General features: G+C 68.2%; 14 protein-coding genes. 2 read left to right on the plus strand and 12 right to left on the minus strand.

The window, feature by feature from the left end; genetic code table 11:
* Position 1 precedes the first annotated feature (1 nt).
* From ACEXQC_RS12795 to ACEXQC_RS12805, 3 genes are all read right to left on the minus strand, one after another.
* The gene (locus ACEXQC_RS12795; RefSeq protein WP_374822746.1) at positions 2–931 is read right to left on the minus strand and encodes an NmrA family NAD(P)-binding protein; all 930 of its coding nucleotides are present in this window, start codon (positions 929–931) and stop codon (positions 2–4) included.
* A 10-nt stretch (positions 932–941) separates the two neighbouring features.
* The gene (locus ACEXQC_RS12800; protein WP_374822748.1) at positions 942–1,538 is read right to left on the minus strand and encodes a MarR family winged helix-turn-helix transcriptional regulator; all 597 of its coding nucleotides are present in this window, start codon (positions 1,536–1,538) and stop codon (positions 942–944) included.
* Positions 1,539–1,609: 71 nt separating this feature from the next.
* Positions 1,610–2,617 carry a helix-turn-helix transcriptional regulator gene (locus tag ACEXQC_RS12805; RefSeq protein ID WP_374822751.1) on the minus strand — a complete coding sequence of 336 codons (1,008 nt, stop codon included), beginning with the start codon at positions 2,615–2,617 and terminating at the stop codon, positions 1,610–1,612.
* A gap of 111 nt (positions 2,618–2,728) precedes the next feature.
* On the opposite strand from ACEXQC_RS12805, the gene ACEXQC_RS12810 reads away from it, so the two are divergent.
* Positions 2,729–3,151 (plus strand): VOC family protein, encoded by a 423-nt coding sequence (locus tag ACEXQC_RS12810; protein ID WP_374822753.1) that lies wholly within the window; start codon positions 2,729–2,731, stop codon positions 3,149–3,151.
* 33 nt (positions 3,152–3,184) lie between these two features.
* Positions 3,185–3,670 carry a pyridoxamine 5'-phosphate oxidase family protein gene (locus tag ACEXQC_RS12815; RefSeq protein WP_374822756.1) on the plus strand — a complete coding sequence of 162 codons (486 nt, stop codon included), beginning with the start codon at positions 3,185–3,187 and terminating at the stop codon, positions 3,668–3,670.
* 10 nt (positions 3,671–3,680) lie between these two features.
* Here ACEXQC_RS12815 and ACEXQC_RS12820 read toward each other — a convergent pair whose 3' ends face one another.
* The 9 genes from ACEXQC_RS12820 to ACEXQC_RS12860 form a co-directional block, all read right to left on the minus strand.
* Positions 3,681–4,592: a PfkB family carbohydrate kinase gene (locus ACEXQC_RS12820; RefSeq protein ID WP_374822759.1), complete on the minus strand. Its 912-nt coding sequence runs from the start codon at positions 4,590–4,592 to the stop codon at positions 3,681–3,683.
* Entirely contained in the window at positions 4,589–6,046 is a 1,458-nt protein-coding gene (locus tag ACEXQC_RS12825) for a glycoside hydrolase family 32 protein (RefSeq protein ID WP_374822762.1), read from the minus strand. Before ACEXQC_RS12825 ends, ACEXQC_RS12820 begins: the two co-directional genes overlap by 4 nt.
* Before the next feature lie 8 nt (positions 6,047–6,054).
* Positions 6,055–7,065 carry a LacI family DNA-binding transcriptional regulator gene (locus tag ACEXQC_RS12830; RefSeq protein ID WP_374822765.1) on the minus strand — a complete coding sequence of 337 codons (1,011 nt, stop codon included), beginning with the start codon at positions 7,063–7,065 and terminating at the stop codon, positions 6,055–6,057.
* Positions 7,066–7,093: 28 nt separating this feature from the next.
* A complete protein-coding gene (locus tag ACEXQC_RS12835) occupies positions 7,094–7,990 on the minus strand; it encodes a carbohydrate ABC transporter permease (protein ID WP_374822768.1) in 897 nt (298 codons plus the stop codon).
* Positions 7,987–8,868, minus strand: a complete 882-nt coding sequence (locus tag ACEXQC_RS12840; RefSeq protein WP_374822771.1) for a carbohydrate ABC transporter permease — start codon at positions 8,866–8,868, stop codon at positions 7,987–7,989. The genes ACEXQC_RS12835 and ACEXQC_RS12840 overlap by 4 nt, the downstream gene beginning before the upstream one ends.
* Positions 8,869–8,928: 60 nt before the next feature.
* Positions 8,929–10,281 (minus strand): ABC transporter substrate-binding protein, encoded by a 1,353-nt coding sequence (locus tag ACEXQC_RS12845; RefSeq protein WP_374822774.1) that lies wholly within the window; start codon positions 10,279–10,281, stop codon positions 8,929–8,931.
* Positions 10,282–10,342: 61 nt separating this feature from the next.
* Positions 10,343–11,839 (minus strand): family 43 glycosylhydrolase, encoded by a 1,497-nt coding sequence (locus tag ACEXQC_RS12850; RefSeq protein ID WP_374822777.1) that lies wholly within the window; start codon positions 11,837–11,839, stop codon positions 10,343–10,345.
* 119 nt (positions 11,840–11,958) lie between these two features.
* Positions 11,959–13,032 carry a Fic family protein gene (locus ACEXQC_RS12855; RefSeq protein WP_374822779.1) on the minus strand — a complete coding sequence of 358 codons (1,074 nt, stop codon included), beginning with the start codon at positions 13,030–13,032 and terminating at the stop codon, positions 11,959–11,961.
* 282 nt (positions 13,033–13,314) lie between these two features.
* Entirely contained in the window at positions 13,315–13,593 is a 279-nt protein-coding gene (locus ACEXQC_RS12860) for a hypothetical protein (protein ID WP_374822782.1), read from the minus strand.
* Between the last annotated feature and the right edge of the window lie 13 nt (positions 13,594–13,606).

Genomic DNA, 13,606 nt, shown 5'->3' on the forward strand with positions numbered 1-13,606 from the left:
GCTACCGAGCCCCGGCGACCTGCCCGGCGACCTGCCCGGCGAGGTGCCCTTCGAGGACATCCCGCACAGTCGTCCACGCGTGCGGCCCGTAGCGGTCGTTGTCGACGTGATGCAGCTGCGCCTGCCCGCTGAACATGCTCACGAAGTACTGCATGCCCTGCCAGGCCGGGAAGGTCTCGTCCGGGTTCTTGGAGAGGCGCTTGCCGACCTTGCTCATCGCCGCGAGAGTGCCGGTGGTGCCCGCCCACTGCGTCTTGAAGGGGGTTCCCGTGAGCTCCGTCATGGTGCGGGCGACGTCCCGGGCCGAGACCTGGTCTCCGGCGATCTCGATCACGCGCGGGGCGTCGTCGTCGAGGGCGGCGAGAGCGGTGACGCGGGCCACGTCGTCCTTCGTGGTGAAGTCGAGGATCTGGTCGGCGGACGACCAGAACATGATGCGTCGGCGACCGAACAGGATCATGGGCGCCTGGTCGGTGAGCAGGTCGGTGAACATGCCGTTGAGGATCGATGTCGCCTGCACGGGCGCCGCGTCGACGTCGGCGGCGAACTCGCGTCGGAGCTCGAAGTTGCGGTTGCTGCCCGGCGTGATGCTGCGGTAGTCGGCGGCGTAGTCCGACGGGATGAACCGGGGCACTCCCGCCGCCACAGCGGCCGCGAGGAGCGCGCGCTGGGCGTCGACGATCACAGGCCGGATGCCGCTCACGGCCGAGACCACGACGTCGGCACCTGCGAGGGCCGCGGTCAAGGCGGCGCGGTCGGAGTACGCGGCGGTCACGACGTCGATTCGGGCATCGCCCCCGAAGAGTGCGGCGGCGGTGGAGCTGCCGGGGCGGGTGAGCACGCGGAGCCGCACGTCGTGCAGGAGCAGTTCGCGCGCGATGCGCTGTCCGAGGTCGCCGGTGGCGCCGGCGAGGAGGATGGTTCGGGTCATGGGGGTGGTCTCAATCTGTCGGGGTCGAAGGGGCGGAGCGGCGGGAGCGATCCGGGGCGGCGAGCGGTTGTTCGCGGGCTGCCCGGGCTGCGTCGGCTGCCTCCGCGTCGGCGATGCAGGATTCGATGTCGCCCGCGCCGAGAGCGACCCGTGCCATGAGCCGGCGCAGCTGGGTCTGCTCCTCCGGGCTGAGGTGCCGCAGGAGCACACCCTCCCTCTCCCGGAGTGCGACGCGCGAGGACGACAGAAGCGCCCGGCCCGCCTCGGTCGGGTTGACCTGGCGGATGCGTCGATCGCGCGGATCGGGGCGGCGTTCGACGAACCCGCCGGTCTCGAGGGCGTCGATGACGTAGGTCATCTGGGTCTTGTCGATGCCGAGGCGGTGGGCGAGCGCCAGCTGCGAGGAAGGCTGTTCGGTCGTGATCGCCACGAGCACCTGATACCCCCGCGGACCCCCCGGCACGTCGGAGACGGCACCGATGGCCGACCGGGAGTACCCCTGGTACATCCCCGACACCGCCCACCCGAGCTCGGTCTCGATGCCTTCGGCGCCCCAGTCGATCTCCGGCAAAGAAGCCGGTCCGTCTGTCGATGCTGCATCACTCACAGTGTGATCGTATATGTCAGAGATCGTCTTTGCAAAAGACGATTGGCCCGCCGGTCAGTGTGCCCTCCCCATCAGGAGGCGGCGTAGAGCGCTCGCAGCTGTTCCGCGATGGCGGCGAGCTCGAGCCGAACAGCCGGCGGTTCCAGCACCTCGGCGAAGGCGCCCCAGCCGGCCAGGCGCCGGGCGATCAGCGTCTCGGTCGGGGCGGAGATCCGGATGCGCGTGCGCCCGTCGTCGTGCGCCGCCAGCTCCTCGACGTGCTGCTGGCCGAACTCGGACCGCAGGTAGCCCAGCAACGAGGAGGGCACGATCACGACGGCGGAGGTGGATGCGCGCTCGCGCTCCACGCCCGCGACCACACGATCCCAGGCCGCGGCCAGGTCGAAGTCGGCCGGGCGGTCGGCGGGCTCCTCGGTGAGCGTGACGGCGCGCATCCGATCGACGCGGAACGTGCGCTCCGCGAGTGCGCCATCGGCCCTGCCGACGCCAACGCCAGCACCTGGGCTATCGCCTTCGCCGGGTTCTACCCCGGCGAGCAGGTACCAGACCTCGTTCTTCTCCACCAACCCCCACGGCGCAACCAAGTAGTCGGCCTCAGGGCTAGACCAACCCGCATAGCGGATGCGCACGAGCCGCCGCCGGATGACGGCCGTCTGCAGCTCCTCCACGAACGCGGGCCGCGGTCGAGCCGATCCGCCCCAGGGAGCAGGGTCGGCGACCACGGTCGCGGCCGCCGCCTCGGCGTCGTCCCGGAATGTGGCCGGCAGGGCCCGCAGCAGTTTGCGCAGTGCGGAGCGTGCGGCCGGATCGCCGGCGGTGTGCGGGCCGAGCAGCACGAAGAGCGCTTGCGCTTCGGGCGAGCTGAGCCCGCTCAGATCGGTGCGGGCGCCTCCGAGGAGCGCCCATCCGCCGCCGCGACCCGCCTGGGGGTAGACGGGGATGCCGGCGCTCGACAGGGCGAGGAGATCGCGGCGGGCGGTCGCCACGGAGATCTCGAGCTCGTCGGCGAGCTCGCGGGCCGTGATGCGGTCCCGGGCCTGGAGCAGGAGGACCGTGGCGATGAGGCGATCGGCGCGCATGACTCCATTCTCGTCAGAAAAGTAGTCACAAGATGAGCACTTCTGGAGCGCAGACTGATCCTGCTTCCGCGAACCGTCACCGGAGCATCCGATTCGAGAAGGAGAACGATCATGCTGCGAGGACTCTCCACCGTGAGCTTCTGGGCCGCCGACCTCGAGGCCGCGGAGACGTGGTACTCAGAGCTGCTGGGTGTCGAGGCGTACTTCCACGTGCCCGGCTACGTCGAGTTCCGGGTGGGCGACTTCGCTCACGAGCTCGGCATCATCGATGCCCGCTACGCACCGCCCACCCGCACCGACGGTCTCGGTGGTGAGATCGTGTACTGGCACGTCGACGACGTCGAGGCGTCCCTCGAGCGGCTGCTCGCCCGGGGAGCGTCGCTCCACGAGGCGCCGCGTGACCGCAGTGAGGGCTTCATCACGGCCTCCGTCGTCGACCCGTTCGGCAACATCCTCGGCGTCATGTACAACCCGCACTACCTCGAGGTGCTCGCCGCGCACCCGGCCCTAGGCGAGGCCCCCGGCCCGGCGTAGCGTGAGGATCCTCACCACCGAATGGAGCATCCCATGACCGGCACCGACGACATCGAGACCCTGGCCGCACTGCTCGACGACTTCCCCATCACCATGATCGTGACCCTCGACGACGCCGGGCACCCGGTGTCGCAGCCGTTCGCGATGCAGCAGCAGCACCACCGCTTCGATGGCGACCTGTGGTTCCTGCTCGCCGCCGACTCCTCCACGGCGACCCGCCTCGAGAAGAACCCGATCGTGAACCTCGCGTTGAGCTCGAACTCGTCCTGGGTCTCGGTCACGGGCCACGCCGAGCTCACCACCGAGCAGAGCTTCATCGACGCGATGTGGGACACGAGCGTGGAGGCCTGGTTCCCCGGTGGCCGCACCGACCCGTCCATCCGGGCCCTCATCGTGCACGCCGACTCGGCCGAGTACTGGGACACCCCGGGCTCCACCCTCACCACGGTCTTCAGCTTCGTGAAGTCGAAGGTCACAGGCACCCCCATCGACATCGACAACGAGAAGCTCGCCCTTTAGTCCTCCCCCTCTAGTCGCGGAGCTCCGCGGCGCTGGGGATGTCGGCGCCCGCGCGACCGACCACGATGGCGGCGACCTCGGCGGCCCGACGCCCGAGAGCGGCGAGGTCGGAGTGGTCGAGGCGAGGCATTCCTGCACGGTCGACTCCGCGCTGTGCGATTCCGGCGATCAGCGCCGCCAGATAGGAGTCGCCCGCCCCGATGGTGTCCTCGACGGGCACCGGGGGAGCGGGGACGTCGACCTGCGCCGTGCGGGTGCGGAGCGTCGAGCCGCCAGCGCCGCGGGTGAGCACGGCGAGGGCTGTTCCCGCGTCGAGCAGGCGGTCGAGCACCTCATCGGCGGCGAGTTCCGGGTAGAGCCAGGCGGCGTCGTCATCGCTCAGCTTGACTAGGTCGGAGGCCGCAGCGGTGCGCTCGAAGCGCAGCCGCACCTCTCCGTGGTCGCCCAGGAGAGACGGTCGGATGTTCGGATCGAAGGTGCGGATCGCGCCCGTTACGTCGGTCGCCCGCAGAAGGGCGTCGACGGCATCGCGACCGGGTGCGAGGAAAGCGCCGATCGAGCCCACGTGCAGCAGCCGCCAGGCGGATGCGGGCACCAATGCCGGGTCGGGATCCCAGCGCAGGTCGAAGTCGTACTCGGCAGAGCCGTCCGGGCCGAGATGTGCGTGCGCCAGCGAGGTCGCTCCTCGAGGCCGGGCGAGCACGGTGACGCCGGCCATCCGCAATCGATCGCCGAGATCCACCCCGTCGGAGTCGGCACCGAGGTCGGTGAGGAACGACACCCTGGCGTCCGGCGCCAGCCGAGCGGTCCCGATGGCCACGGTGAAGGACGACCCTCCGGGAGTCCGCGTGACGCCGCCGTCGGTGCGATGCACCACGTCGATGAGCGACTCGCCGACGACCAGGATCTGCGGAGCGCTCATGCCCCGACCGTCCGCGCCGCCGACGGCAGGGCGCGCACGGTCACCGTTCCCGTCCCCCCGTCGGCAGCGAGGACCAGGCCATCGGCATCGTCCGGAGGGAAAACCAGATCGGTGAACGTGATGGCGCCGGAGTCGGCGAAGACCTCCACGATGCTCGCATCGACGACGATCCGGAGCAGGAGTGCGCCGTCTCGGAGCCGGGTGACCGCCTCGGTCCTCGTCGCGAAACCCGGGTGGACCTCCGGCCCGCCGCTGTTCCGCCGATCCAGCGACAGGAGCTGCTCCGCCGCGTCGTAGACGAGCCGCACGCCGGTTCCCAGCCCGGCCACGAGCTCGAGCGAGAGCGTCGAGTCGGGCGAGGGAGTCCACGAGACGTCGGCGATGTAGTGCCGCCCGGCCGGCAGGGAGATCCTCTCGCCGGGAATGATCTGCACCTCTCGCCACGGCTGCGAGTCATCGGCTGTCGAGCCCTCCATGCCCCACTCCCGAGGAAGGGCCTGTCGCAGCATGACCACTCCGTCCTGCTCCGTCAGGCTCAGCTCGCGGGGCGACGACATCGCACCGCGCCAGGGATGCGTGGGTGTCTCGGCGGCGTACTGCCAGTTGCCCGCCCAGCCGATCGCGATACGGCGCTCGTCGGGTACGTCGGAGAACGTGACGGCGGCGTAGAAGTCGCGGCCGTGGTCGAGCGCACGCCACGCGCTCACCTCGTCGGCCACGAAGGCGTGGCCGTCGAACGACCCGATCAGGTAGCTCATGGAGGAGTCGGTGATGTCACCGGTGCGGTTCGTGCTGAGGAGCAGCACCCACTTCGATCGGTCCGGATCACCGTCGACGGGCAAGGGGAACAGGTCGGGGCACTCCCACACCACGTCGCCGGGCCCGGTCGGGCCGATGACCGACTCGAAACTCCAGTCGCGGAGGTCGGTCGAGCTGTAGACGAGCACCTGCCGGTCGACCGCTTCGACGGCGACCATGATCCAGCGGGTTCCACCGGCCGCCGAGGTGAACTCGAACACCTTCGGGTCGCGGAACTCCCGGGAACCGCGGTCGAGCACGGGGTTGTCCGAGAACTTCTCCCACCGGTACCCACCATCCGTGCTGAAGGCGAGGGACTGCGCCTGGCGGCCGTCGGTGGAGACGCCCGTGTAGATCGCGACGAGAGGTGGCCGGTCGCTGCTCCCCAACCCGGAGCTGTTGCGATGGTCGACGACCACCGACCCCGAGTAGATCTCCTCCTCGGCGGCGCACGGAATGGCCACCGGCAGCTCGTCCCAGATCACGAGATCGCGGCTGGTCGCGTGGCCCCAGCTCATGTTCCCCCACGTCGCCCCGAACGGGTTGTGCTGGAAGAACAGGTGGTAGACGCCGTCGTGGTGCACGAGCCCGTTGGGGTCGTTCATCCAGTTGCGGGCCGGAGTGAAGTGGGCACGGGGTCGGAGATCGGTCGTCATGGTGAGCCTCAGACGGATGACCGGGCGACCGGCGGGCACGAGATCGAGAGGGGGGCGCCGCTCGGGGCGGGCTGCATGCCGAGGAGCACCCGCACGCCCGCGGCGCCGAGCTCGTAGTGGGGGAGGGCGACGGTCGACAGCGGTGGGCGCAGGTGCGCGGCGATGACCTCCTGATTGTCGAACCCCACGACTGCGATGTCGTTCGGGATGGTGAGGCCGAGCTCGCGGAGGCCGTCGTAGAGACCCATCGCGACGCGGTCGTTGTGGCAGAACACACCGGTGACGTCCATGTCGCGTATGCGACCGGCGGCGCCGTATCCGCCCTCCTGCTCGGGCGCAGCATCCAGCACCAGGGTGGGGTCGAAGGCGATACCGGCATCCTGCAGCGCCTCGCGGTAGCCCGCGAGGCGGCCCGATCGGGCGGGGGACGGGGAGGTCGTGTTCACGAAGGCGATGCGGGTGTGGCCGGCGCTCAGGAGCATCCGTGTCGCGGTGCGACCGCCCTCCCGCTCGTCGGGCACCACGGCGGGGGCGGGCGTGCCGGTGTCGAAGCAGTCGACGAGCACGTACTCGGTCTCGTGCAGCGCCGGAGGGGCCGTGACGGCGCGGTGGTACCAGGTGGAGTAGAGGATGCCCCGCACCTTGTGCTCGAGCATCATCGAGATGGCGGCCTCCTCCGCGGCGAGATCACCCTCGGTGTTGGCCACGAGGAGCACGTAGCCGTGCTTCCACGCCTCGTCCTGGGCGCCATGGATGATCTGACCGGCGAACGGGGTGGTGGCGATCGCATCGGCCACGAGGCCGATGAAGTTCGAGCTCCCGCTGGAGAGCGTCTTCGCCAGGGCGTTCGGGCGGAATCCGAGCTCCTTCACGGCGTCCCGCACTCGCCGGCGCGCCTCGGCACCGATCCTCGCCCCCTTCTTGTCGTTGACCACGTACGACACCGTCGCGATCGACACCCCGGCCGCCTCGGCCACTTGGCGCATCGTGATCGGAGGCGCCGACCGGTCGACGCTCATCGGTTCACTCGTTTCGGACACGAGACGATCATCCCTTAGTGGCGCCGCTGGCGAGGCTGTAGGTCATGGCTTTGTTCAGCACCAGGAAGACCAGGAGCAGGGGGGTGATGCTCACGCACACCGCGGCGAACGTGGCGGTCCAGTCGACCTTGCCCATCGAACCGATGTAGTTCTGGAGCCCGAGGGGGATCGTCTTCAGGTCGTCGGTCAGCACGAACGTGTTGGCGAAGATGAAGTCGTTCCAGATGAAGATGCTGTTGACCATCGCGACGGTCACCATCGTGTTCACCGACAGCGGCAGAGTGATCTGGCCGAAGATGCGGTACGGCCCCGCGCCGTCGAGCGACGCCGCCTCGTAGATCTCTCCTGGGATGTACTCGTAGAAGGAGGAGAACAGGTAGATCGACGTCGGGAGCGCGAACCCGGCGAGCGGGATGATGATCGACTGGTAGGTGTCGAGCAGGTTCACCGCGGCGTAGTCCACGAACAGGGGCACGAGGGCCACCTGCACCGGCACGATGATGCCGATCAGGAACAGTGCCCGCACGAACCTGCTGAAGCGGAAGCCGAGCACCTGCAGGGCGTAGGCCCCCATCATCCCGAGGAACACGATCACCACGATCGCGCCGACCGTGACGATCAGGGAGTTCAGGATGTTGAGGCCCAGGTTCCCCGTGGCGAAGGCTCGCGCGTAGTTGTCGAAGGTGACTTCGGTGGGGAGGGCGAAGGGATTGCCTTCGGCGAAGTCCTGTTCGGTGCGCACGCTCGTGATGAAGAGCCACGCGAGCGGGTACACCTGCACGATGACGATCAGAGCGACGATGACGCCGGTGATCTTGCGGCGCAGGTGCAGCTGCCGGCGTCGCGGCCTTGGCGGAGCCGTGTGCTCGGTGGGTCGGGTGGGGCGGGATGCCGTGAGCGTCATGCGTCGGCCTTACGTCGGAGGAGAAGGAAGATGAGCCCGACCGCGGCGAGGCACTCGACCACCACGAAGACGGAGATCGCGCTCGCATAGCCGTAGTTCGTGCTCGTGAAGGCCGTCTTGTACATGTACGTGGTGAGGAGCTCGGAGGACTGCCCGGGCCCGCCGTTGGTCAGCAGGTACGGGATGTCGAAACCGCGGAGGGCGTTGGTGGTGGCGATGATGGTCGTCGTGATCCAGACGGGACGGATGTAGGGGAACCGGATCCGCCAGAACGTCTGCCACCACGACGCGCCGTCGAGCTTCGCCGCCTCCTCGAGTTCGGCCGGAACGGCCAGGAGGGCGGCGTAGATGATGAGCATGTAGAGCCCGGTGAACCGCCACCCCTCGGGTACGGAGACCGCGGCCAGCACCGTGCCGACATCGGAGAGCCAGGCGTTCTGCAGAGCGCCGAGGCCGACGAACTCGAGCACCTGGTTGATGAGTCCCTCGGGATCGAGGGAGTAGATGCGCTGGAACAGGAACGCGATGGCCACGGTGGAGATGACCGCGGGCAGGATGTAGAGCGTCTTGACGACTTCGCGGCCCTTGCGGAGGAGGGTGAGCAGGCTCGCGACGATCAGCGCCCCTCCTAGCTGGAGGATCAGGCAGATCACGACGTAGCCGACGGTGTTGCGGAATGCGATCCAGAACACGGTGTCGCCCGTGAGCATGCGCACGTAGTTGTCGACACCAACGAAGAGCATCGGGCTGATGCCGTCCCACTCGAAGAAGCTGAGGAACAGCGACTGGAAGATCGGCAGCAGCACGGCGATGCCGTACAGGGCGAGCGGCGGCAGCAGGAAGACCAGCACCGAGAGGCGTGACCGCTGGGGAAGCATCAGCGTCCCCTTCCTGTGGGGCCCGAAGGCCCCACATCAGGCGTGAATGGGTGGGCGGCGTTACTGGAAGGCCTTCGGCCCGTTCTCGGCGATGACGCCGTCCATGGTGCTGATGAACTCGTCAGGGTCGATCTCTCCCTGCACCAGCAGGGTCAGCTCCTGCTGCAGACGGGTGTTGGAGGTCGGGTCGAGCTGGGTGTCCCAGGGCATCGCCGTCTTCTCGCCGACCTCATCGGCCTGGTCGACCGCGCGCTGGTAGAGCGGCGTCGCATTGGCGGGGATCGTGGTCTCCACGGTCGTGGTGGGCGAGAGGGCGCCCGTGGCTGCATACACCTCGGGGTAGCGCGTGAGCGCGAACGACAGGAAGTCGCGAACGAGCGGGTCGTAGGTGCTCGTGTTCACGGCCATGCCGATGCCCGAGGGGGAGACATACTCGTTCGGAGCCGTCACCGAGTCCGCGGTGACGGGGAGGGTGAAGTAGTCGATGTCGTCGCGCACCGACTCATCGAGCGCGTCGGTGGCGAGGCTGTTCAGCTCCCAGGTGCCGATGTTGTACACGGCGGCCTTGCCCGAGGTGAACGACGCCTGCGCATCGGAGTAGCCCGTGGAGGAGAAGCCGTCCTGGAAGCATCCCGCCGAACCGAGGTCGCTCAGCCACTGCACGGCCTGCTCGCCGGTCGCATCGCTGAGCGTCGCCTCGCCCTTCTTGAGCTCCTGCACGTAGTCGGGGCCTGCGGTGCGGAACGGGTAGTAGGCCATGTACCGCTCGAGCGGCCACTGGTCCTGGCCGTCGAGGGCGATGGGGGTGATTCCGGCGGCGCGCAGCGCGGTGCACATCGCGGGGAAGTCGTCGAGCGTCTCCGGCACGGTGACCCCCGCCTGCTCGAAGAGCGCCTTGTTGTACCAGAAGAACTCCAGCTGGAACTCGAACGGCACCATGTAGAGCGAACCGTCGTCGAAGCGCTGGTAGTTCAGGGCCGCCGGACGGTAGTCGTCGTAGACCCCGAGATCCTTCAGGAGCGCCTCGGCGTCCATCATCCTGCCCTGGGAGGCGAGCTTCTGCGCGAACGGGGTCGCATCCGTGTCGAACAGCTCCGGCAGCTTGTTCGCTGCGGCGAGGGTCTCGTACTTCTGGATGTACGACGGCCGGTCGGGTGTGGTGATGAGGTTCAGCGCGAACCCGGGGTGGTCCTCGGCGTACTCGTCGGCGATCTGCTCCATCGCGGTGATGACGCCTCCGTCGGCGGGCCGGGAGAGCAGCCAGGAGATCTCACGTGGTTCGATCTCGCCCTCGGGGTCCACGGCGGTGGGGTCGGTGTTGCCGGAGCCTCCGCCGGCGGCGCAACCGCTGAGCAGCAGCGCGAACGCGGCCACGGAGGCTGCGACGGCGAGTCGTGTGCGGGTGGTCTTCATGTGTTCCATCTCCATTGATCGAAAGGGTTGGGTGTTCTCTGGGTGCTGTCAGGAAGACTGGTCAGGCGAACTGGCGTTCGGTCTGTTCGGCGGTCGAGTCCGCGAGCGGATCGGGGGAGTGATCGGAGCGGACGGTCAGCTCGAAGCGCTGCACGGTCACGGATCCCTCTCCGACGAAGACGCCGATGCGCCCGTGGGGGAGGTCGTAGATGCGCGTGCTGAGAGTGGTCGTGCCGTCGAGGTCGATCACGCACAGGTCGTTCTCCACGATCACGTCGAGTCGATGCATCCCCGGAGCGAGATCGCACGGGCGCTCGAGTTCGATCAGGAACGGCACGTCGCCGGAGATCTCCCACTGCCCGTCGCCCGTGCGTCGCCGCGGCCAGCGGTCGAACACCATCCGCTGCCGCTTGGGTTCGAGTCGCACGATGTAGGAGGTGTCTCCGTCGGCGCTTGCGCGAAGGAGCAGACCGCACTCGGTGGTTCCGGCTTCGATGTCGAAGGTGATCGAGGCGTGGAACGTGTCGGGGGTGTCATCGTCGGAGATCACCGCTTCGTAGCCGTCGGGCGCTGAGAGCGCGATGCGCTCACCCTTCTCCAGCCCAGCGAGGGTGAGGGGGACCATTTCATCGAAGTCCTCCCTGGTCTCGGGGGCGAAGCCGAAGGCGAGAGTGCCGTCGGCCTTCTGCCGGGCTTCGAGCACCGACATCGTGCCTGCCCACTGCCAGGCCCCGTCGTCGCGGGAGCCCTCCTTGCTCGCGATCCAGCCGAAGAAGAACCGTCGACCGTTCCGCTCAGCCGACTTCGACGCGTAGTAGGCGCGACCATCGATGCTGTCGTGCTCCGGCACCTCCCACGGGCCCCCGAGGGATCGGGCCATGCGGTAGCGCGTGGTGAAGCCCTCGGAGAACTCCGAGTAGACCAGGTACCACCAGTCACCCCACTTGAAGACGTCAGGGCACTCATGCGCGACGTACCGACGGGGATCCCAGAACGGTTCGGCCGTCTCCCACGTCACGAGGTCGGTCGACACGCACTGCGCGATCACGCCGCGGCGCCGTTCGGGGCCCTCGGAGTGGCGGGCGGCGATGAGCATGCGCCACAGGCCGGCATCGTCATCCCGGAACACGAAGGGATCGCGCCAGTCGCCGGATTCGTAGCCGGCCGGGGCGCCGAACGTGTGTTCGGGGTGCCTGGTCCATCCGGCCATCTCGTCGGAGCTCGTGGCGTGCATGACCAGTTGGAGCGGCAGACCGTCGGCGCCGAGGTGGCGGGGATTCTGGCCGGTGTAGAACAGGTGGACCGTGCTTCCCTCCCGCACGATGCTTCCCGTGTAGACGTTGAAATCCGGATCGTCGGCCGTCCCGTGGTCGAAGGCCAGTCCTTCATCCTCGAAGTGCACGAGATCGCGAGTCGTGACGAGGTGCCATGGTGTGCCCGGTTTCGGGTCGGCCCGCTCCTCGTAGAGGTAGAAGAGGCTGAACCCGCCGTCGTGCGAGAAGGGGATGATGTCACCCACCCACGCCCCGCGCGGTTGGAAGAATGTGTGATCGGGCATCGTCGTCGAGTCCTTTGGTTAATCGCTTGATCATGACCATAAGCGACGTCTGGACGATGATCAAGCGGTTAAGCAATTTAAGCGGACGGCCCGACGGATTACTTGTCCGGATCGGTGTCTCAGCTGCGCTCGCGTCGCCCAGCGCGCTCCGCGAAACGGTCGATGGCCCCCAGGATCTCGTCGCTGCGCCAGAACGGCCCTGACCTGTGCTCGCCCCTCGACTTCAGGATGCCCGCATCGGTGAGTGCCTGCAGCGGCGGGTACACGTTCGGCTGCTTCACCCCAAGAGCGGCAGCGGCGGTCGCCGCATCGATGACCGGCCGCTGAGCGACCACGTCGAGCAGCGCCCAGGCATTGCTCGACCGCCGGGCCGTCAGCTGTTCCTGCCATCCCTCTTTGATGGCGTCGATCTCGGCGACGAGCTCTCGCGAGTTCGCGACCGCCCGAAGGGACGCCTCACCGAACGCGAGAACGATCGGCGACACATCTCCCTCTCGGTAGGCGGTGAGGGCTTGGTGATATCCCTCGACGTCGGCGAGCAACCCCGCCGACACCGGAATCGCGATGTTGCGGGTCACTCCTCGGTGCCGCATCAGTGCCTGCGCGAACGCGCGACCAGTTCGCCCGTTCCCGTCGGTGAACGGGTGGATGGTCTCGAACTGGGCGTGGGCGATGGCCGTCGAGGTCAGGGCGGGGATGTCACGCCTCGCCGAGAATTCGACCACGTCATCGATCAGCGCCGGAACCCGGTCGAAGTGCGGTGCGACGAACTCCGCGCCGAGGGGACTGTTCGACCTCGTGCCGATCCACACGGCTTCGCGGCGCCACTCGCCGGGAGTGTGACGCTTCTGGTCGCCCATCAGCACGCGGTGCATCTCGGCCAGGGCGGCCGGTGACAGGGAGTCCGAGAGGTCGATGGCAGCCTGCATGGCTCGAGTGTTCGCCGCGATCAGTTCGGCATTGCGGCTGCCCTTCGCCCCGAGCTCGGCGCTGAAGATCGCGCGGGCGCTCGCGGTGAGGTTCTCGATCTGAGACGAGGACGCTGCTTCGGAACGCAGGAGCACCGGTGCGAACCCGGCGACCCGGGTGCCGAGCTCGGCGTCGAACCGGCTCAGCTCCTGCGCCGCGGCCTCCGCGGCCTCGCCGGCTTCCCTGTCGGGCTCCGGGTCGAGCCGGGCGATGACAGGCGGCACCGATGACTTGTACGGTCGGCCGCCGCTCCCGAACTCCGCATTGATCGACCATCCCGTGGTCGGCAGCCAGACTTGAGGCTCCCACTCGAGGCGCGGCCATCTGCTCGACGGCACGGGCCCTGACGTGAGGCTACTCATAATGTCGATCACTCTACATTATGACTAACCAGGTTACTCATAATTCGGTCGTGAGTGTCGTATGAGATCCGGGTCGCTTGATGGACTGGGGTCAAGCGAGGGCTGCCGCCTCAGGGGAGACCAGCCCGGCGGCGCTCGGCGCGCTCACCGTTCGCGGGTAAGACCCCGCTGCGACGCCGGGTACGGGCCTTCCCGGAGGCGGTGTCGGGCGAACCCGTCCAGCCGCGACAGGATGAGGTCGCGGCGACCGTGCATCCACGGCGGAGTGCACGCCTCCCAGTCCTCGGCGGTCGGCACGTAGAGCACAGGCGGTTCCACGCCCCACCCGGCATCGAACAGGAACCCGCGCTCACCCTCCCAGTAGTAGACCTCCTCCTTCCACCGGGCCTCGACCTCGAAATTGCGCTCGTCCCTGTCCATCACCAGATCATCCTCG

The organism is Herbiconiux liukaitaii, from assembly GCF_041927495.1.
Taxonomy (GTDB): Bacteria; Actinomycetota; Actinomycetes; order Actinomycetales; family Microbacteriaceae; genus Herbiconiux; species Herbiconiux liukaitaii.